The organism is Kurthia senegalensis (assembly GCF_000285595.1).
Lineage (GTDB): Bacteria > Bacillota > Bacilli > Bacillales_A > Planococcaceae > Kurthia > Kurthia senegalensis.
Genome location: NZ_HE611064.1, coordinates 184,682 through 205,066, shown reverse-complemented (window position 1 = coordinate 205,066; position 20,385 = coordinate 184,682). Strand labels below are relative to the sequence as shown.

The 20,385-nt window shown below is 37.2% G+C and carries 20 protein-coding genes, 2 tRNA genes and 1 riboswitch; of the genes, 11 read left to right on the top strand and 11 right to left on the bottom strand.

The genetic code is table 11. The annotated features are described in order from the left end of the window. The first annotated feature begins 6 nt into the window (after nucleotides 1–6). Both KSHG_RS01390 and KSHG_RS01385 read left to right on the top strand, forming a co-directional pair. A tRNA-Met gene (locus KSHG_RS01390) sits at nucleotides 7–81 on the top strand. A gap of 5 nt (nucleotides 82–86) precedes the next feature. Beyond that, nucleotides 87–159 (top strand) — tRNA-Phe (locus KSHG_RS01385). 83 nt (nucleotides 160–242) lie between these two features. Here the strand turns inward: KSHG_RS01385 and KSHG_RS01380 are convergent. The 10 genes from KSHG_RS01380 to msrA all read right to left on the bottom strand — a co-directional run bounded on the left by KSHG_RS01380 (nucleotide 243) and on the right by msrA (nucleotide 11,127). Continuing rightward, nucleotides 243–458 (bottom strand): DUF3006 domain-containing protein, encoded by a 216-nt coding sequence (locus KSHG_RS01380; protein ID WP_010300723.1) that lies wholly within the window; start codon nucleotides 456–458, stop codon nucleotides 243–245. Then, nucleotides 459–1,325 (bottom strand): ComEC/Rec2 family competence protein, encoded by an 867-nt coding sequence (locus KSHG_RS01375; RefSeq protein ID WP_010300720.1) that lies wholly within the window; start codon nucleotides 1,323–1,325, stop codon nucleotides 459–461. Nucleotides 1,326–1,623: 298 nt separating this feature from the next. Then, nucleotides 1,624–2,661 carry a PTS transporter subunit IIC gene (locus KSHG_RS01370; protein WP_010300718.1) on the bottom strand — a complete coding sequence of 346 codons (1,038 nt, stop codon included), beginning with the start codon at nucleotides 2,659–2,661 and terminating at the stop codon, nucleotides 1,624–1,626. Nucleotides 2,662–2,988: 327 nt separating this feature from the next. Beyond that, nucleotides 2,989–4,593, bottom strand: a complete 1,605-nt coding sequence (locus KSHG_RS01365; RefSeq protein ID WP_010300716.1) for an ABC-F family ATP-binding cassette domain-containing protein — start codon at nucleotides 4,591–4,593, stop codon at nucleotides 2,989–2,991. A 128-nt stretch (nucleotides 4,594–4,721) separates the two neighbouring features. Continuing rightward, nucleotides 4,722–6,227 (bottom strand): succinate CoA transferase, encoded by a 1,506-nt coding sequence (locus KSHG_RS01360; RefSeq protein WP_010300712.1) that lies wholly within the window; start codon nucleotides 6,225–6,227, stop codon nucleotides 4,722–4,724. A 351-nt stretch (nucleotides 6,228–6,578) separates the two neighbouring features. Further along, nucleotides 6,579–7,637, bottom strand: coding sequence for a DHH family phosphoesterase (locus tag KSHG_RS01355; protein ID WP_235728329.1), 1,059 nt, complete (start codon nucleotides 7,635–7,637; stop codon nucleotides 6,579–6,581). 215 nt (nucleotides 7,638–7,852) lie between these two features. Continuing rightward, the gene (locus KSHG_RS01350; protein ID WP_010300707.1) at nucleotides 7,853–8,479 is read right to left on the bottom strand and encodes a hypothetical protein; all 627 of its coding nucleotides are present in this window, start codon (nucleotides 8,477–8,479) and stop codon (nucleotides 7,853–7,855) included. Between the two features lie 135 nt (nucleotides 8,480–8,614). Beyond that, on the bottom strand, nucleotides 8,615–9,511 hold the full coding sequence (locus KSHG_RS01345; RefSeq protein WP_010300704.1) for a DMT family transporter: 897 nt from the start codon (nucleotides 9,509–9,511) through the stop codon (nucleotides 8,615–8,617). A gap of 87 nt (nucleotides 9,512–9,598) precedes the next feature. Continuing rightward, on the bottom strand, nucleotides 9,599–10,504 hold the full coding sequence (locus KSHG_RS01340; RefSeq protein WP_010300702.1) for an AEC family transporter: 906 nt from the start codon (nucleotides 10,502–10,504) through the stop codon (nucleotides 9,599–9,601). A gap of 86 nt (nucleotides 10,505–10,590) precedes the next feature. After that, nucleotides 10,591–11,127, bottom strand: a complete 537-nt coding sequence (gene msrA / locus KSHG_RS01335; protein WP_010300700.1) for a peptide-methionine (S)-S-oxide reductase MsrA — start codon at nucleotides 11,125–11,127, stop codon at nucleotides 10,591–10,593. Nucleotides 11,128–11,293: 166 nt separating this feature from the next. On the opposite strand from msrA, the gene KSHG_RS01330 reads away from it, so the two are divergent. The 9 genes from KSHG_RS01330 to KSHG_RS01290 all read left to right on the top strand — a co-directional run bounded on the left by KSHG_RS01330 (nucleotide 11,294) and on the right by KSHG_RS01290 (nucleotide 18,929). Continuing rightward, nucleotides 11,294–12,247, top strand: coding sequence for an LCP family protein (locus KSHG_RS01330; protein ID WP_010300699.1), 954 nt, complete (start codon nucleotides 11,294–11,296; stop codon nucleotides 12,245–12,247). 21 nt (nucleotides 12,248–12,268) lie between these two features. Beyond that, a complete protein-coding gene (locus KSHG_RS01325) occupies nucleotides 12,269–13,510 on the top strand; it encodes an AI-2E family transporter (RefSeq protein ID WP_010300698.1) in 1,242 nt (413 codons plus the stop codon). Nucleotides 13,511–13,610: 100 nt separating this feature from the next. Next, the gene (locus KSHG_RS01320) at nucleotides 13,611–13,832 is read left to right on the top strand and encodes a sporulation protein (RefSeq protein WP_010300697.1); all 222 of its coding nucleotides are present in this window, start codon (nucleotides 13,611–13,613) and stop codon (nucleotides 13,830–13,832) included. Next, nucleotides 13,817–13,984 (top strand): hypothetical protein, encoded by a 168-nt coding sequence (locus KSHG_RS18200; RefSeq protein WP_154646863.1) that lies wholly within the window; start codon nucleotides 13,817–13,819, stop codon nucleotides 13,982–13,984. Before KSHG_RS01320 ends, KSHG_RS18200 begins: the two co-directional genes overlap by 16 nt. Before the next feature lie 209 nt (nucleotides 13,985–14,193). Then, nucleotides 14,194–15,225 (top strand): N-acetyl-gamma-glutamyl-phosphate reductase, encoded by a 1,032-nt coding sequence (gene argC / locus KSHG_RS01310; RefSeq protein WP_010300696.1) that lies wholly within the window; start codon nucleotides 14,194–14,196, stop codon nucleotides 15,223–15,225. A gap of 19 nt (nucleotides 15,226–15,244) precedes the next feature. Next, on the top strand, nucleotides 15,245–16,465 hold the full coding sequence (argJ, locus tag KSHG_RS01305; protein WP_010300695.1) for a bifunctional glutamate N-acetyltransferase/amino-acid acetyltransferase ArgJ: 1,221 nt from the start codon (nucleotides 15,245–15,247) through the stop codon (nucleotides 16,463–16,465). Continuing rightward, nucleotides 16,428–17,207 (top strand): acetylglutamate kinase, encoded by a 780-nt coding sequence (argB, locus tag KSHG_RS01300; protein ID WP_010300694.1) that lies wholly within the window; start codon nucleotides 16,428–16,430, stop codon nucleotides 17,205–17,207. Before argJ ends, argB begins: the two co-directional genes overlap by 38 nt. Then, a complete protein-coding gene (locus tag KSHG_RS01295) occupies nucleotides 17,204–18,331 on the top strand; it encodes an acetylornithine transaminase (RefSeq protein WP_010300692.1) in 1,128 nt (375 codons plus the stop codon). The genes argB and KSHG_RS01295 overlap by 4 nt, the downstream gene beginning before the upstream one ends. Nucleotides 18,332–18,539: 208 nt before the next feature. Beyond that, complete coding sequence (locus tag KSHG_RS01290; RefSeq protein WP_010300691.1) at nucleotides 18,540–18,929, top strand: hypothetical protein; 390 nt, start codon at nucleotides 18,540–18,542, stop codon at nucleotides 18,927–18,929. Between the two features lie 10 nt (nucleotides 18,930–18,939). Here KSHG_RS01290 and KSHG_RS01285 read toward each other — a convergent pair whose 3' ends face one another. Then, nucleotides 18,940–20,112 (bottom strand): aminotransferase class I/II-fold pyridoxal phosphate-dependent enzyme, encoded by a 1,173-nt coding sequence (locus KSHG_RS01285; protein WP_010300690.1) that lies wholly within the window; start codon nucleotides 20,110–20,112, stop codon nucleotides 18,940–18,942. 144 nt (nucleotides 20,113–20,256) lie between these two features. Next, nucleotides 20,257–20,362: riboswitch (SAM riboswitch) on the top strand. Nucleotides 20,363–20,385: the final 23 nt, after the last annotated feature.

The window sequence follows — 20,385 nt, the reverse complement described above, 5'->3', positions numbered from 1 at the left end:
CATTATCGCGGGGTGGAGCAGTGGTAGCTCGTCGGGCTCATAACCCGAAGGTCGCAGGTTCAAATCCTGTCCCCGCAACCAATGTCGGGTTTGTAGCTCAGTTGGTAGAGCATTAGATTGAAGCTCTAAGTGTCGGCGGTTCGATTCCGTCCAAACCCATTTTAAAGCATCTTGTTGAAGATGCTTTTTTTATATAGTAAAACCACCTCTCAAATGAATGAGAGGTGGTTTTTTAGTATACGTTATTCAAATAAATCATTCGCTAAATCATCAATTTCTTTTTTTCGGCTAGTCGTTGCTGCTTGGTCGGGCGTAATGTGGCCTTCATCGGATAATTGCACGGTATCACCGACTTTAACGAGAAGGGGACATTTGCTTTTATGAATATCGATCGTATGACCATCTTCTAATTCTAGAACGACATAATCATTTTCAAAACGGTCGACAATAGCTTTCATCTATCGCTCCTCCTTCACAGACAGTGTTTTGCCATCAGACGTAAATGTGATGGAACCGTGTTCGTCCGTACGAATAATTGTAGCACCGACTTTTTTTAACCTTTTTAGCGTTTCCGTAGTCGGGTGTCCGTAACGATTGCCTTTTCCGACACTAATAACCGCGTATTTCGGTTTTACAACTTTTAAAAAATCTGTAGTAGACGCTTCCTTTGCACCGTGATGGCTTACTTTTAAAACATCGACTTCAGATAACGCATTTATTGCCAATAAATCTTTTTCAGCGGGTGTTTCGGCGTCTCCTGTGAATAAGAAGCTATTTTGACCATGTGTGAGTTGTAAAACGGCGCTCCAATCATTTAAGTCACTCGTACTATATTCTTTTGAAGGACCGAGAAATGCTAATTTGGTTCCTTCAACAGCTGTTGGGATTGTGATGCCTTGTTGTGCCGATTTGATTTTTAAGTTTTGGTTTTTAACGGCTAATAAGAAATTTTTAAACGCTTCTGTCGTATGTGTTACTTTCGGTGCATAGACCGCTTTTACACGGTAGTGATTGATAACATTCGCTAAGCCACCGATATGATCTGCATCGGGATGCGTGGAAATGACCGTATCAATTTGATTTACATGCAGTTTATCTAAGTAGGCAATGACGGTTTTGTCTTGTCCTTTATTGCCGGCATCGATTAAAATATTTTCTTTACCTGTTTGAATAAAAATACTGTCACCTTGTCCAACATCAATAAAATGAACGGTTAATTGCCCTTTTGTTTCGAAGGAATCTTCGGATGAATTCGTTTGATTGACGTAAATCGCGACGATTAAACAAATAATAATCGTAATGATGAGTGGTGTTGCTTTTTTCATCGATATTGCCTCCTTCTGTATACAATAAATATATCATAAATGGAATAGAGAGAAGAATAAAAACGAGATTGGGGCATAAAATATCAGTTTCTGTTTTTATAATTGATAGGGGAATTATATTTTTTTCTATAAGGATTTTTGATAGAAGGATTTAATGTGATTCGAGGTGAATCGCGCGAAATGCATCGGCCAAAACGTAGAATAATAGTTGACTAGCAAACGAAAAAAGACAGGCACGATTTGATTTAAATCGTGCCTGTCTTTTTTAATTGACTATGAGTTTGTTCCAATCTTAGTTTTATTGAATATCAATTTTATAATCGGTTGGTTGAATTAATCTTACTTTTTTCGTGAACAGCTTAATGAGCACGTAATTTAAAAGGAAGGGGATTGCGAAAAAGGTTAGGAGCATCGTAAGTGTATTACGGACAGACCAGCCGCCTTCAACGAGATTCATATGATTCAGAGGACCGACGAGACCGTTTAAACCGAAACCGGCAGACATCGGTGTTCCTTGAATGTTTAACATGCCGGCTAAAGCACCGAGAATGGCTGCTGTAATTAGCATCGGTGTGACCATTTTAGGTTTCATGAAGAAATTACGCATTTGAATTTTAGGAGAGCCTAGTACGTGCGCAAGTGCTGTTCCAACAGAGTTGGCATGTAGGCTTGCTAAGAAAAGACCTGTACCTGCTGCCACGATTCCGAGATTAGCAGCACCAGAGGCGATACCAGATAATGAAACGACGGTAGCGACCCCGACTGTAGAGAGTGGCGATAAAATTAATAAGCAGAAAATAACGGCTAACAACATGCCCATTAAAATAGGTTGTAATCCTGTAATGTAAGCAATCCCGTCACCTACATAATTCGTTCCTGAACGAACGAATGGTAAAATCATATAACCAATCATACCAGGAATGAGCACGGTTAAAGTTGGCATTAATAAAATAGTATAGCCTTTTAATTTTGTGCCGATTTTTTGTACGAACCAAACGGCAAGTGCAGCGGTAATCCCTGTATTTAAAACGACGCCAATACCGGCAATGACCATCGTTCCTTCATCCGTGAAAGAAATGACGCCACTTCCGAGAACAGCGGCTAACCCAATGCTTGCCGTTTGAATCGGTGTGAGTTTGAAGCTCATACCGATCGTAATCCCGATTAAAACGGGCAACATGCTCATAACGATCACCGTAGCGTTTAGCACGTTTTGTAATGCGGGAAAAGTAGGGATTATAAGTTTTAGTAATTCGCCGATTAAAGCGTTTGGAATTAAAGCGACGACAATCCCGATGCTCATTCCTGTAAGTAGTTTGTTGAAAAAATCTTTCATATGTAGATTACTCCCTCTGTTTTATTTAGTACGCTAAGTTTAGCGCGTTGAAGTGAAAAAAGTAAATAAAATATTTTTAAAAAACAAAAATTTCAGAAAATAAAAGTCAATTCACTACATGAACGCATAATCTTTCGTCTTATGTGAAAATGTACGTGTTCAAGCAATATAAAATAAAAGAGACTGGGACAAAACACGTCATTTTTCTTTTTTAGCGTTCGCAACGAAAAACCGGAACCGCGCCACAGCGCGATTCCGGTTTTTCTTATGCTCATATGAGAGGTGATTTCTACACGTATGTCCCAGCCTCTTTTTATTTTAATGCTATTAATCTAACTTGTTTTCTTCTTTCCATTCTAGGAAATCGTCATATGTTAATTGTTTATCTAAAATTGAACCGTCTTCACGGATTTCGATTACACGGTTTGCAATTGTTTGGATGAACTGATGGTCATGAGAAGTAAAAATCATAGCACCTTTAAAGTTTGATAAGCCTTCGTTTAACGCTTGAATTGATTCAAGGTCAAGATGGTTCGTTGGTTCATCTAGAAGTAATACGTTTGAGTGAGAAAGCATCATACGAGAAAGCATGCAACGTACTTTTTCTCCCCCTGAAAGAACAGAAGGGTTTTTCTTCACTTCTTCACCGCTAAATAACATACGGCCTAAGAAACCACGTAAAAATGTTTCTGTTTCATCTTCTGGTGAGAATTGACGTAACCATTCAACTAATGTTTTTTCAGTTCCTTGGAAGTATTCTTCATTATCAAGAGGGAAGTAGCTTTGAGAAGTTGTTACGCCCCATTTGAATGACCCTTCGAATTCTTCATCTTCACCTGCAATAATTTTTAAGAATGCTGTTTTAGCAATCGGGTTTCCTAAAAGGATAATTTTATCTTCAGGATTAACTGAAAAGCGTACATCTTTAAATTGTTGTTCGCCTTCAATCGATTTTGTTAAACCATCAACTGTTAATACGTCATTCCCGATTTCACGTTCCATAGAGAAGTTAATGAATGGATATTTACGGCTAGAAGGACGGATGTCATCTAGCTCGATTTTATCTAACATTTTTTTACGAGAAGTTGCTTGTTTTGATTTAGAAGCATTCGCAGAGAAACGAGCAACGAATGCTTGTAATTCTTTAATTTTTTCTTCTTTTTTCTTGTTTTGGTCATTTAACATTTGTTGTGCTAATTGACTTGATTCGTACCAAAAATCGTAGTTACCAACGTAAATTTGGATTTTAGAGTAATCAAGGTCAGCAATATGTGTACATACTTTGTTTAAGAAGTGACGGTCATGTGATACGACGATGACAGTGTTTTCAAAGTTAATTAAAAACTCTTCTAACCATTGGATTGCTTTTAAGTCCAAGTGGTTAGTCGGTTCATCTAAAAGAAGAACGTCTGGCTTACCGAATAAAGCTTGTGCTAATAACACTTTTACTTTTTCAGAACCTGTAAGTTCAGACATTGTCATGTAATGCATACTATCAGGAATACCTAAACCTTGTAGTAAAATAGCTACTTCAGATTCAGCTTCCCAACCGTTCATATCAGCGAATTCACCTTCTAATTCAGCTGCACGAAGACCATCTTCATCTGTGAAAGGATCTTTCATATAGATAGCATTTTTTTCTTGCATGACGTCATATAATCGTTTGTGACCCATCATAACTGTTTCTAAAACAGTGAATTCTTCGTATTCGAAGTGATTTTGTTTTAAAACAGCAAGACGTTCACCTGGATTCATGCTGACGTTACCTTCTTGGGCTTCGATTTCTCCAGATAAGATTTTTAAGAATGTTGATTTACCTGCACCATTGGCACCGATTAGACCGTAGCAGTTGCCTGGTGTGAATTTAATATTTACATCTTCAAATAGCTTACGATCGCCATAGCGAAGACCTACATTACTAACTTGGATCATGTAGTTAAGTTCCTCCCTTTTTTCACAATGATATTATTATAACATGGTTTGTAATTAGAGCGATACATTTAAAGTAGGGGATTGCATAAAAAAAGCACCTGTCGCAATGACAGGTGCGAAACAACCGATTATTTTTTCATTGTTTTGTTTGTAGCTAAGTTGACGTGCCAAGATAATGCTTCCTCAAGGATGTGAGGTGTTTGAACACTACCTAGTTTTTCAACAGCACGGTTGTAGTAATCCCATAATTGATCTTTGAAATCTGGGTGTGCACAGTTCTCAATAATTAATGGAACGCGTTCTTTAGGTGATAAACCACGTAAGTCAGCAATCCCTTGTTCTGTTACGATGACATCAACATCATGTTCTGTGTGATCCACGTGAGAAACCATAGGAACGATTGAAGAAACATCGCCGCCTTTAGCATATGATTTCGTTACGAAGATTCCTAGACGAGCATTACGAGCAAAGTCGCCTGAACCACCGATACCGTTCATCATTTTCGTACCTGAAACGTGCGTTGAATTTACATTTCCATAAATATCTAATTCAAGTGCTGTATTGATTGAGATTAGACCTAAACGACGGATAAGTTCTGGGTGATTTGAAATTTCTTGTGGGCGTAATAAGATTTTATCTGCATACGCTTCTAAATTTCCGTAAACTTTCTTTTGTAGTTCTTCAGTTAAAGTGATTGAAGTAGCTGCAGCAAAGCGAACTTTACCTGCGTCAATTAAATTGAATACAGCATCTTGTAATACTTCAGAAGAAACGACTAAGTTTTCGAAGTTTGAGTTAGCAAAGCCATCTAATACAGCGTTTGCTACTGAACCAACACCTGATTGTAGAGGCATTAATTCATTTGTTAAGCGACCAGCATCGATTTCTGATTGGAAGAATTCTAATAAAAGATCTGCCATTTTTTGTGTTTCAGCATCTGGAGGAACGATTAATGACGGTGCATCTGGTTCTTCCGAGATAACGATTGCTTGGATTTTAGAAGGATCAATTTTGATACCTTTCGTACCAATACGTTGGTCGGCATTTGTTACAGGAATTGGTTCACGTTGACCTTGTTCACCTGGAACGTAAATATCGTGAATACCAATCATAGAAAGTGGGTGTGAAATGTTTAACTCAACGATGATGTTTTCTGCGTACTCAGCGAAGATTGGAGAGTTACCAACTGAAGTTGTCGGTACTAAGAAACCGTCTTCAGTAATCGCAACTGCTTCAATGATTGCATGCTTAATAGGACCAATGATTCCTTGACGCACTAATTCAGCATTGTGAGAAAGGTGAGCATCTACGTATGAGATTTCACCTGTGTTGATTAGACCACGCATTACGCGGTCACCTTGGAATGGGCTACGTTTGTTAATAACGCCAGCAGCAGCTAAATGATTGTCAACTTCAGGACCTAATGATGCGCCTGTGTAAACGTCAATTTTGAATTTCTCTGTTTTAGCACGTTCTACTAAAGCCATTGGTACGACTTTCGCATCGCCTGCACGAGTAAATCCAGACATACCTACTACTGAACCATCAACGATCAATGCTGCAGCTTCGTCAGCTGACATCACTTTACCTTGTAATTCTTTTATTCCAATACGGTTTAAAATTTGTTCTTCCACAAATAACTCCCCCTAAAAAGATATTTAATGACACTGTCATTTGAACATGAGTTTAACCATTTATTTATGTATATAAATGATGATAACAAAATGACTTAAAATGCTAATTCATTCCGTAAATTCATGTATTCGTGTAATTAAAATCTAGTTCAATTACTACGTACATTTTTACATAAAATAGACACATTATGCTAGTCCTAGATATATTTTTTTTATAATTCATTGTAGAAAACGTTTTCAAACTGCTATATAACAAAAGAAAACCGCGTTGTGACGCGGTTTTCTTTTTCAAATAATATGTGTCTAAAATGTGACAAAAAAATAAAATTAGTTTGTTTTTTCGGAAAAACATTATTTCTTAATAACTTTTGGTGCATTTAAAATGGCTGTAAGGAAGCCAATTCCTAACTCAGAAAGGTCGCATCCAGAAGCATTTGGATGACCACCACCATTGTAATTTTTTGCTATTTCAGAAAGATTTACATCCTTACCGACGGAGCGAAGCGAAACACGATTTTTAACGATGCTTACGATAAATACACAATCGATTTCTTCTTCAAATTTTTCAGCTAAGTGGTTGCCTAATTCGCTCACGAAAGAATCCGTTTCAATGACACCGATATTAAGTGGAGCATCATGACCTTTCAGCGTGTGATTTTTCACAACGACCATTTGTTTTTCTTTTTTCTTTAACACTTTACGTAGTTCGTCTTTTGAAAAATGTAAGTACGCTTCGTCTTCATCAGTGAATAGTTTGCCTGTTAAAATGTAGTTAAAACGATCTAAGATGAAAGAATGTCTACGACGTGCATAAAAAATCGTATTTAAATCGGCTGCTTCTTGAATTTTTAATGCGTGCCAATCCCACGTATCATACAGACGAACGTTTTCAACGAAGTGTGCAAGACGATCAAAGAAAATTGCTAGTTGATCAGCTGTGTAGTTCGGCTCAACTTCATCTTCAGCGAATGTACGAGGGTTCACTTGATAATTCGCTTCTACTAAGTATTTGAAAAGTAATGTCGTTGCAGACATTTTAATATCATCTAATGATGGAATTTCAGAAGCCCAAGCGTATTCATTTAAGTATAGGGCAGAAGCGTGGTGGTCAATTAGAATAACAAAGCGTGCATTCGGTTCTTTGTTTACTTTCGTAATAACGTCCGCTACTTCTTTACTTACACTTAAATCCGTAATGATTAATAGTTCATTGTCTGCTAAAACATCTAATTTTGCTAAAACAGCTTCGTCTACTTTACGCGTTTCAACAAAATCAGCTTCATGTGCAATGCCGTATGCTTTTAAAACAATCGATGGACCGACGCCATCTAAGTCAGTATGCGAAATTAAGTGCACAGTATTGTATTGCGTTAATTTTTTCGGTAAGTTTTTTAATTTCAACGTCTTCACGCCTTTCTTCAAACATGTTTTTCATTATAACATAGACGTCTTTTCATATGGGTGTATGGTCTTAACTCTTCTGCATAAAAAAAGTTTCTTCTATTTAATAATAGAAGAAACTTTCGTGAAAGTGGGTGCTCCGGCTATTTTGACGATGTTTTTTTCAACAATGTAATTTGAATTAAACCATTTTGTCGTGCGTAATCGTAATCTAATTGCCCCATTCAAACGACAAAGACACGTTTGAGCGTTTTAGTTTTTGTACGAACAGTAGCGTCGGTCTGAATGATTTTAGCTGTTCGGTCATACATACTTTTGAAAGTCGTGCCCTTTCGAATAGGATAGGGCAACACTTTGTATAGTTTAGTCGTTCGAGCGTCACCGATGTATAAACCTTTTTCAGTTTCAAACTCGAGTGAACCTAATGCAATCGGTTCGGCATTAAATTGCCAATTTTGATCGTAATAAGCTTCTACATACTTTTCTTTAACTAAAGGTGTTGCGTATCGATAATGATGATAAATATTTTTAGCATAACTAGTACCTGTATACGTTTTTGCTTTTAAAAGGGCAGCAGTATAAACGTAACCTATTTGATTCCCATAACGAACGCTCGTCCAGAGTGAATCGATTTGTTCAATTACGAGAACACCGTTCGTTACATGGAGTGTTGATAATATTTTAGACGTTTCATCAGGTTGTTCATAAATAGCTGTTTTCGTTAAAATCGTTCGAAAATCATCTAATGGAGCCGTTTGATTAGTAGATGCAGTAGCGTCTACAGCGTAACTAAGTAAAAAGAGTCCCGAAATTAATAGACTATGGAATAACGTCCGGTATATTGTTCGCATATGCATCTACCTTTCTTTTTAATAAGTTACATAAAAATACCTTTTGTACTATTAATTTAAGCATTAAACATTATTTTTTATAGTGAAAAAGAATTGTTTTGTTGAAAATGCGATGCATAGAAGTGAGGAGATATTCTACATACGTTTTTCTTTTTTCTGACCTGTTACGAACACACCGAGAATGACGAAAAGTCCTCCGACTAATTGTGTCCATACGAGCGATTCTTTTAAAAAAAGTAAGGCAAAGATGGAAGCAAAAACAGGAATGAAATTTAAATAAATACCGGCACGATTCGCTCCATATTTGATGATACCGGTATTCCAAGCTAAGAAAGCAATAATGGAGGCGAAAATACCCGTATAAAAAATGGCGAATAACGATAGACCGCTCCAAACAATCGTATTAGTAGTTACGAATTGTTCGTATAAGAAAAAAGGAAAGAGTATGAATGTACCGAGACAAATGCTGACGAAAAAAGTCGTCTTTCCAGGCAATTTAGTTGAAAATTGTTTAATCAGTAAAGAATAAATACTCCATAAAATGACAGCAATCATCACGATGAAATCGCCTTTATTAAAAGAAAGATGGAAGATCGACGTAAGATGTCCATTGCTTAAAATGACAAGAACGCCAACAAAAGAAATTAAGGTTCCGATTACTTGATAACGATTTAACGTTTCTTTCAAGAAAAGAAAACTAAATATGTAAATAAAGATGGGCGTCAACATATTCATTAAAGAAGCATTGATAGAGGTCGTATAATGTACGCCGTAATAAACGAGGGTATTATAAGCAGCTACGCCCGTAAAAGCTAGAATGATGACGATTTTCCAGTGACTCAAAATGACTGGTAAATCATGTTTTAATGATTTCCAAACGATTGGTAGGAAAATGCATAAAGCAATGATCCACCTTAAAAAAGCGAATGTAAAAGGTGGAAGGGATGTAGCGACCGCTTTACCAATAACGAAATTGCCACCCCATAAAAGTGTTGCTAAAAGCAATAAATAATAAGCTGGTATTTTAGACATTAAGAACGCTCACTTTCTCATTAATTCACTTAATAATAAAAATATTCAGAAAATAATCGATAAAAAAGCATATAACAGTAAATACTGTTATACACCGAGAAAATAAAGGACGACTGGAATTGAAATCAAACTTAAAATCGTCGTAACGAGCGTGGAAATAGAAACGAGGTCTGGTTCTGTATCAAATTGAAGTGCGAGCATCGTCGTATTTGCTGCAGCAGGCATCGCTGATTGTAAAATCAGAACAGCTTTTATATCGTTACTTAATGGAATAAAGTATAAAATAGTTGCCGCAAGGAGTGGCGAAATAATCATACGTACGAACGTTGTAAAATACATAAGAGACCATCTGACTTTTTTTCGTACAATTGTTGCTAGCTGCATCCCGAGTACGAGCATGACGACCGGAATGGAAGCATCTGCAATTAAATCAATGCCATTCATAATTGATTCATGGATAGGAACATGTAGCAACTGTAGGAGGATTCCTAAAATAGCCCCATGAAGAACTGGCATTTTGATTGCTTTCTGTATAGCTACTTTGGACGAGTATTTTTGTTTAGAACCGATAGAAGCAATGTAAATACCGAGAGAATTCATGAAGAGGGAATGAATAACCATAATCATGACCGCAGTATGAAACCCTGCTGCACCGAATGCAAACAATGCAACAGGCGCTCCGTAGTTCCCACTATTCATAAATACAGTGCCGAGCATGACGCCACTTCTTTCAGAACGACTTACAGAAAATAATGGTAAAAAAATAGCGGTAATTAGCCACAGAAAGAAACAAAGTAAAATAGCGAAAATAAATATATAAGCATAATTAACCGTAATCGGTGTTGCATAAAATGTTCGGAAAGCTAAAAGTGGAGACATTAAATACAACGTCATGGTAGAAATCGTTTTAATATTAAAATGTAACGTTTTTTGACCGATATAGCCTACGGTGAAAACGATAAAGACGGGTAAAACAATGAGTAATAAAGACAACGCAATCGCTCCCAGAAAGTTAGACGTTTATAAATGAAACGATAAGGGAAAAGTTAGAAAGCTTTCCTTACATAACATAACAGATTTTATTTTTTATCCCAATGGGCATCTAAAAATTCATCACGACCGGATTGTGCACGGTCTTCATGATATTCATTAGGACTCTTTTTATAGAAGTCTTGATGATATTCTTCCGCAGGATAAAATGTTTCAGCAGGAAGAATTGGTGTCACGACAGGCTTTGTATACCGAGCTGAATCAATTAATTGTTGTTTTGAAATGTTCGCGAGTTGTCGCTGTTCATCATTATGGTAAAAAATCATAGCACGGTAATTATCACCGCGATCTTGGAACTGTCCTTCATCATCTGTTGGGTCAACTTGTTGCCAATAAAGTTCTAACAATTGTGCGTAAGAAAATTTTGATGGGTCATATGTAATTTGAACAACTTCTTTATGACCGGTCGTCCCTTTTTTAACAAGCTCATAATGTGCAGTTTCTTCTGTACCACCCATATAGCCTGAAACGACATTTTCAATGCCATCCCATTCAACAAATGGTTTTACCATGCACCAGAAGCAACCTCCAGCGAAAGTTGCACGTTCTAATTGAGTATGTGTCATAAAAGTTCCTCCTATTTGGTTAATGGAATTTTTCGTAAACTTGCTTCTTATAGAAATCCCTACTAATATGTAGAAGGAAGTCTATAAGCTTATTGTAAACATACACGTATTCAATAGTAAAGATAATTCAGAGTAGTTATGTAAGAAATGAAGGAGGAGAGAAAAAATGGCTGAACAAAATAGACGAGTTCGCACGAAAAAACGAGGTAAATTAAGAAAAGGGCGCGTATTTTTAACGCTCATTATTATTCTATTGCTCGGACTAGGTGGCTATTTTTATTTCCAATACAAAGCAGGGTATGATCTTGCTGGTGGGAATAAAGAGAGTGATATTGAATTTAAAGGAGATCCTTCTTTAAAAGATAAAGAAAATATTTTATTAATTGGCGTTGACTCACGTGGAGAAGAACAATCTCGTTCAGACACGATGATTTTACTATCTTGGGACCAAAAAACGAATGACATTCGAATGGTTTCATTCATGCGTGACATTTATGCAGCTATTCCTGGGTATAAGTCATACAAGTTAAATACAGCTTATTATTTAGGTGGTGTTTCTTTACTTCAAAAAACACTTGGAAATATGTTTGATGTGAAAATTAATCATTATGCCATTATCGATTTTAAAAACTTTGAACAATTAGTAGACGTTGCCGCACCGAATGGCGTAGAAGTAACAGTTCCGCACGATATGTCTAAAAATATTGGTGTCAGTTTGAAAAAAGGAACACAGCGCCTAAATGGTAAAGAATTGTTAGGATTTGCTCGTTTCCGTCACGATAATGAAGGAGACTTCGGTCGTGTAGATCGTCAACAACAAGCGTTAGAAGCACTAAAAACAGAAGTTCTTTCTGCTTCGAACGTATCGCATTATCCGAAACTAATTGGGGCTTTACAAGGCTACGTACAAACTGATTTGACACGTAGTCAACAAATGGGTCTCGTATTTAACGCGGTGAAAGGTGGGGACGTGACGATTGAAAAATTAACTGTTCCTGCTAAAAATACGTATCAATATGCAAGTTATCCAGGGGTAGGTTCTGTTTTACAAATTGATGAAGAAAAAAATCGTCAAATCGTAACTGACTTTTTAGAAGGTAAAGACGCAGTGAACGAATAAAAATGTTCAAGGGGGATTTTTATGGAGGAACAAAAGAAAGTACCAACAAAAAAGGAAAGCTTTTTTTCGAGTCGTTTTATCCAATTTTTAGGTGGTAGAAATACGTTATACAGTTTGATTGTTTTGCTGTTAGCGGGATTGATCGTTGCAGTGTACGATAAAATAAGTTTTATATTTGATCCACTCGTTATTTTATTTAGCACGATTGTTATGCCGATCTTGCTATCAGGTATTTTATTTTACTTGTTACGCCCGGTTCTTCGTTTATTAGTGAAATGGGGATTACCAAAAATTGCGGGCATTATTTTAATCTATCTTGTAGGTATTGGATTGATTACAGTCATTATTACGCTCGTATTCCCGTTCATAAAAGAACAATTTTTAGATTTGATTAAAGAATTCCCAGCATACATGATGCAACTGATGAACACAGCACAAGATTTTGTGAAAAGTTCGTTCGTTACATCGACACTGGATCGTTTCGGTATTGATTTAACGACTGTTTTTGATAATACATCAAAAGAGATTACGACAAAAATTTCAGAAATCACTTCTAGCTTAGGTACATCCATTGCAAATGGTGTAGGTGGATTTGTTTCTACATTAACGAGTCTAGTCATTGCGATTATTACAACGCCATTTATTTTGTTTTACTTATTAAAAGATGGTGAAAAGTTACCACATTTTATGATGAAAATTTTACCTAAAACGATGCGCAAAGAAACAGGTCTTCTTTTAAAACGTGCGGACACACAAATCGCAGGTTACATTCAAGGGCAAATCATCGTTTCGATTTGTATCGGTATTATGATTACGATTGGCTTTTTAATTATTCGTATGGATTATGCGGTCGTATTAGGCGTACTTGCGATGGTAACGAGTGTTGTACCTTATTTAGGACCAATGATTGCGATTACACCGGCTGCTATTATTGCACTCGTGACATCGCCATTTATGATTTTAAAATTAGCGATTGTGTGGACAGTCGTTCAATTTTTAGAAGGTAAATTTATTTCTCCACAGGTGATGGGGAAATCGCTTCACATTCATCCGATTACGATTATTTTCGTCTTATTAACGGCTGGTAAATTATTCGGTGTTATGGGTGTTATTCTCGGTATTCCTGGATATGCGGTTGTGAAAGTATTTGCTTCACATATCGTATATTTGTACAAACGTCGTTACAATAAATATCAACCAGAGAGACAAAAACATTTTGAACTCGATGAAGAAATGGAAAAAATTCATGAAGAGTCTAAATAAACAAGCGTGTTAGTGCCTCAGCACTAACACTTTTCGTTTGTTTGCGGTAAAATAAAGGAAAATACATGTAGCATATGTGTATAACAGGAGTGAAAAAATCATGGGATTTACGACGAAAATTACGAAAGAGCAACTGCAAGTGACAACGAATGTTGACCAACCTGAAGTTGCTTTTGGAGAAAATTTAACAGGGACGGTTTATGTCGAAGGTTGTGAAGACGAAGCGGCAATCGACTACATCCAATTAGAAGTATTAATTCAAAACAATCAAAAACAGAACGTACGATTACGAAACACGACATTCAAATGGTCGGTAATTTAAAATCAAAAGAAGCAGAAATGATTTTATTTGAAATTGTACCAGATGATCGTTGGATCGTTTCGGACGAAGAGCAATTAGTTTTACGAACATCTTTACAACTTTTCAATGAAGAAACGATTCGTACGCAAGAAACATTTGTGTATAATCATTAATTTATAACTTGATAAATGAATAAATAAACGAAAAAAATCCTTATTTTTGTATAAAAATAAGGTTTTTCGTTTTTTGAACACATATTTTGCCTCTCAAAAGAACAAATACGCTAAAAATGTATAGAATTTTCTATCAATTAATAATAATACGATTGACATAATAATTATACATTTGTATACTTGTAACAACAAAAACGAGAGGTGATTGGATGAAGGTCGGAATAATTGGTGCTACAGGATACGGTGGTTTAGAATTAATGCGATTATTGCATAATCATTCAAAAATTACGTCCATTACGTTGTTTACATCATCTGATGAAGGAACGGTTATTTCAGACAAATATCCACACTTGAAATCAATATATGATGGTACGCTACAACCGATTACGAAAGAAGCAGTTGAAAAGCTAGACGTTTTATTCATGGGAACGCCTTCAGGGGTTTCTGGTCAAATTATACCGGAGCTATTAAATGATCATACGAAAATCATTGATTTGTCAGGCGATTTACGCTTAAAAGATATTTCGCAATATGAAGCGTGGTACGGGAAAAAAGCCGCACCGCAACAACTAGTCGATCAAGCTGTATACGGATTATCTGAATGGACGACAGATGTGAAAAATGCACAAGTTGTGGCGAATCCAGGATGTTATCCGACGGCTGTATTACTTTCTGTTTTACCACTTATTAAAGAGCAATTAATTGATGCAACGCAATTAATTATCGATGCTAAAAGTGGTATTTCGGGTTCTGGAAATAAGCCTTCACAAGGAACGCACTTTACAGAAAATACAGAAGCGACTTCGATTTATAAAATGAACAAGCACCAACACATACCAGAAATTGAACAGGCGATTAACATATTTACAGGAACGTCGCATCCTATTACATTTTCAACGCATTTAGTACCGATGATTCGAGGGATTATTGCGACGAGCTATGCACCGCTCAAACAAGGGGTTGTAGAAGCGGATTTACATGCAGCATATGCAAAATATTATGAAGGTCAGCCATTTGTTCGTTTAGTAAAAGAAGCGACAAAAGTAAGTACGAACCAAGTGAGGGGAACGAATTACTGTGACATACATGTCAATGTAGATGAACGTACAAATCGTGTCACGATTGTTTCAGTAATCGACAATCTCGTAAAAGGGGCTGCAGGACAAGCGATTCAAAATATGAATACGATGTTCGGCTATGAGGAAACAGAAGGATTAACGCAAGTGCCATTATTTATTTAACGTATAAGGGGTGTTCGTCATGAAGACGGGATTAATAGAAAAAGTAGTGGGGAAACATATCGTCTCACCAAAGGGCTTTAAAGCAGCGGGGATTCATTGTGGGGTGAAACATAAGAAAAAAGATTTAGCTTTATTAGTGAGTGACGTACCAGCAAGTGTAGCAGGTGTCTTTACGACGAATGCGATTAAAGCTGCACCAGTCATTTTAACGAAAGAAACGATTTATGATTCAAGAAAACTGCAAGCCGTCATTTTAAACTCAGGAAATGCGAATGCCTGCACAGGGAAAAAGGGACTTGCAGATGCACGTATTATGCAGCAACTCGTTGCGGATAAATTAGGAATGGCAGCGAACACAGTAGGGGTATGTTCCACAGGGGTAATCGGTGTTCACTTACCAATGGAGCCAATTACGAAGGGAATTCAAGAAATACACGTACAAGACGATTTAGAAAGTGGTATTGATTTTGCACAAGCATTATTGACGACCGATACAGTGATGAAAAATACGACGTACACAGTTCAAATTGATGGGGAAACGGTGACGATTGCAGGTGTTGCGAAAGGATCGGGTATGATTGAGCCTAATATGGCAACGATGCTCGGACTAATTACGACGGATGCCGCAATTGATTCTGATACGTTACAAGCACTTTTAGCAGCTTGTACGAACGTGACGTTTAATGCAATTACAGTAGATGGAGATACGTCAACGAATGATACGGTACTTGCATTAGCAAATGGTTTAGCGGGTAATCAATTATTAACGCCTAAACATGCAGATTGGGACGCATTTAAAGAAGCGTTTCTTCTCGTTAGTCAAGATCTTGCAAAAATGATTGCGAAAGATGGAGAAGGCGCTACAAAATTAATCGAAACGACAGTCGTTGGAGCCGTAACAAATGTAGAAGCGATTAAGATTGCGAAGACGGTCGTTGGTTCACCTTTAGTGAAAACAGCTGTCTTTGGTAATGATGCCAACTGGGGACGCATATTAGCTGCAGTCGGATATTCAGGATGCACGATTGATCCGACGAATGTTTTTATTAAAATTGGTGATGAAGCAGTCGTTGAAGCAGGAGAGCCTTTACCATTTTCAGAAACTTATTTATTAGATTATTTGAAGCAATCGGAAATTAAAATTTTTGTAGACCTTCATGTTGGCGAAGGCCAAGGCAAAGCATGGGGATGTGACTTGACGTATGACTATGTACAAATCAATGCAACGTACCGATCATAAAAAAATTGTCATTAAACTAGGAGGAAGTATGCTCGCTAGTTTAACGGACACATTTTTTGAGGAAATTAAAAATTTGCAAGCGGACGGTGCAGAAATTGTCATCGTACACGGCGGTGGTCCAGCTATTAATCAAGCGTTGAAAGAACGTAAAATTAATTCATATACACATAACGGGATACGTGTAACGAGTGAAGATGCGATTGATCTCGTTACGGGAACGTTAATTGGTACGGTGAATCCATTTTTAACAGGACGGCTAAATCGTGCAAACATTCCTGCAGTAGGACTAAATGGAGAAGATGGGAACTTAATCGAATGTACATTTTTAGATGAAGAAACGTACGGTTATGTTGGCAAAATTGAATCGGTTAATATTGATTTATTGGAACAACTTCAAAAAATTCATTATATTCCTGTTGTAGCTTGTATAGGTGCAACGATTGAAGGAACGGCGTTAAATATTAATGGCGATACAGTAGCGAGTGAGATTGCCCTTGAATGGGGTGCAGATGAATTGATGCTCGTTACCGACACAGCAGGTGTTAAATTCCATGAAGAAACCGTAGATGAATTAACACCCGAACAAATTGATTTGTGGATCGTTTCAGGTGATATTTACGGGGGGATGATTCCGAAAGTTCGTGCAGCCGTTGAATGTCTGGAAGCAGGGATTCCGCAAGTGAAAATTGTGAACGATTCATTAGAAGGTACATCTATATTAGGAAAGAAGGTATTCGCATGACACAAGCATTGTTTAACAACTATAACCGCCGGGCCATTCACTTAGTTAAAGGAGAAGGTACGACTGTTTACGATGAAAATGGCAAAGCGTATTTAGATTTTGTTGCGGGAATTGCCGTACTAACTTTAGGACACACAAATCCTATGTTAGTAAATGCGATGAAGGAACAAAGTGAGAAACTTTGGCACGTATCGAATTTATTCGCGAACCCTGAACAAGAAAAGCTTGCGGCGACACTCGTTGAAAATACACATTTAGCGCACGGATTTTTCTGTAATTCAGGTACAGAAGCGAATGAAGCGGCGATTAAGTTGGCACGTAAACATACAGGAAAGCATAAAATGATTACGTTTCTACATTCTTTCCACGGTCGTACGTTCGGTGCGATGAGTGCAACGGGACAAGAAAAAGTCCATGCGGGATTTGGACCAATTGTAGAAACGTTCGAATACGTACCGTTTAATGACGTACAAGCATTAGAAGCAGCGGTAGATGATGAAACAGCGGCGATTATGTTAGAAGTTGTACAAGGGGAGGGCGGTGTGAATCCTGTTTCGAATGAATTTGCAATAGCGATTCAACGAATTTGTGATGAGAAAGGTATTTTACTCGTCGTAGATGAAGTACAAACGGGTATTGCACGTACAGGTACGAAATACGCTTGGGAACAAACCGCATTAAAACCAGATATCGTAACACTTGCAAAAGGACTTGGTGGAGGCTTCCCAATTGGTGCTATGCTTGCAAAAGAAGCACTATTTGATAGTTTTGGTCCAGGGACACACGGAACGACTTTCGGCGGTAATCCGATGGCAACGCATATTGCACAAACAGTTGTAGATTATGTATTTACAGATGAATTTTTAGCAGATGTTCAATCGAAATCGACTTATTTTATACAGTTGTTAAATGAAAAATTACCTGCTCTTGAAGTACGTGGAATGGGCTTACTTTTAGGAATTGAATCTCCTCTACCGGTAGCAGATGTTATTCAAGCAGCGGAAGATAAAGGTTTATTGTTAGTAGGTGCTGGAGAATCGACGATACGCCTATTACCACCATTAAATGTAAAACGACAAGAAATCGAACGTGCTGTAGACATCTTAGTATCAATTTTAGGATAGGAAATTTGAATTAAAGTGCTCAGTGAACCACTATTCAATGCGTAAAACCTCTTATAAATAATAGTCGTATGCAGACAGAATTAGGAACAGGGACCTAATATTTTGATTGTATACACAAAAAAAGGTGATTTCTGAATAAGAAATCGCTTTTTTTTGTTTTGTTTTATTAAAAAAGGGGGAAAATTGTACAAAGAAGGAGTGGTGACCTATGAGAAGAGGAAAATATGCGCATTATAATGGGAAAGATTATGAAGTAAAAGCACAATGGAATGGCATCGTCACATTACACTCCCATTCGGTTGAAAGCTTATTAGACGGTTTCCATCGCATTAAACAATTTATTTCGGATGATTTCTTTATGAAAGAAGTACCGATGGATGATATTGATCATTTATATGAGATTGAAACACATGCAAAGTATGAGGATACGGTATTTGCTGTTTATTATAACGAACATACGGAAGAGTTTCGCTTAGAAACAGATGATAGTTTATCTGCACACATCTATCAGTTTCAAAAACTGGGGCCGGACCTTTATACGAAAAGTGTACAGCGCCATGAAATTGAATTAATTGAAGAAGCCATCGTGCTCATGTAAAAAGGTGTCGCTAATGCGACACCTTTTGTTGTTGCCATAAATGAATACGTGATAGTGCTCTTTGAAGCGTTTGTTCATCTTGAACGAGTGCAATACGTACGTGTTGCTTTCCTTCAGTTCCAAAAGCGGAACCTGGAACGAGTACGATACCTGCATGTTCAATTAATTCAAATACAAACGTTCGGTCGTCCCAATGTTGTTGCGGGTATTTCGCATATAAAAACATGCCACCTGCCGATGGAGCTACTTCCCAGCCAAGTCGTTCAAGACCTGTTGAAAGTAGTGTATGACGACTTTTAAACGTTTTTCTTAAACGATTCGTAATTTCTTCTGCATGCTCGAATGCGACGATAGCAGCTTCTTGGATTGGCTCGAAAATGCCGTAATCTAAATGAGATTTTAAAGATTGAAGTGTTTGAATCAATTGGGCATTGCCAAGAAAATAAGCAATTCGTGCCCCTGCTAAACTAAAGCTTTTAGATAAGGAGTTAATTTCAAGACCTACGTCTTTTGCGCCATTTATTTGTAAAAATGAAAAAGGACGATCGCCTTCGAAGTAAAATTCCGAATACGCGGCATCGTGTAAGACGATGATGTCATATTTTTTAGCGAAAGCAATGACTTTTTCGAAGAAAGCAACAGACGGCATCGCAGGCACAGGGTTACCCGGGAAGTTTAAAATTAATAGTTTTGCTTTCAAAGCGATGTCTTTGGGAATGGCATCTAAATTAGGCAAATAGTGATGCTCTTTTAAAAGAGGCATGTAGTAGGGTGTCGCTTTTGCAACACGAATACCAGCTTCGTATGCAACGTAACCCGGATTGGTCGTTAAAATAACATCGCCTTCATTACAAAAAGCAAGCGGTAAATGAACGAGACCTTCTTGAGAACCCATCGTTTGAAGAACTTCTGTTTCCGGTAATATGTCAACGTTATATCGCGTATGATAATAAGCAGCAACAGCTTCGTTAAAACGGGACGTTCCTGTTAGCGTGTACCCATAGCTAGCTGGTTTCAAGGTAAGTTCTGCGAGCCGTTGTCGAATTCTTTCGTCGGGAGGTAAATCGGGGCTACCGAGACTTAAATCGATGAGTTCTTTTTTACTTTTCATTGTCGCTTCTTTCAATTCACCAAAAATAGAATGTGGCAATTGTGTCATTAAGTTAGCAGTATACGTTTTCAAGAAAAGACACTCCTTTTAAATAGGCTATGTTAGTAGTTTACATGAATTATTTAATTATTTCTTATTTTCTAAAAATATTATAAATAAATTATCTGAATTATTGATAAAATTGAAAATATTTGGTATGATAAAGGCAATTGCATAGTCTTATCAAGAGAAGTCGAGGGACAAGGCCCGATGACACTTCAGCAACCTCTGCCAAGCAGAAAGGTGCTAATTCCTACAAACTTACGAGTTTGGAAGATAAGAAACGGATAAAAGCCCTTCTTATTT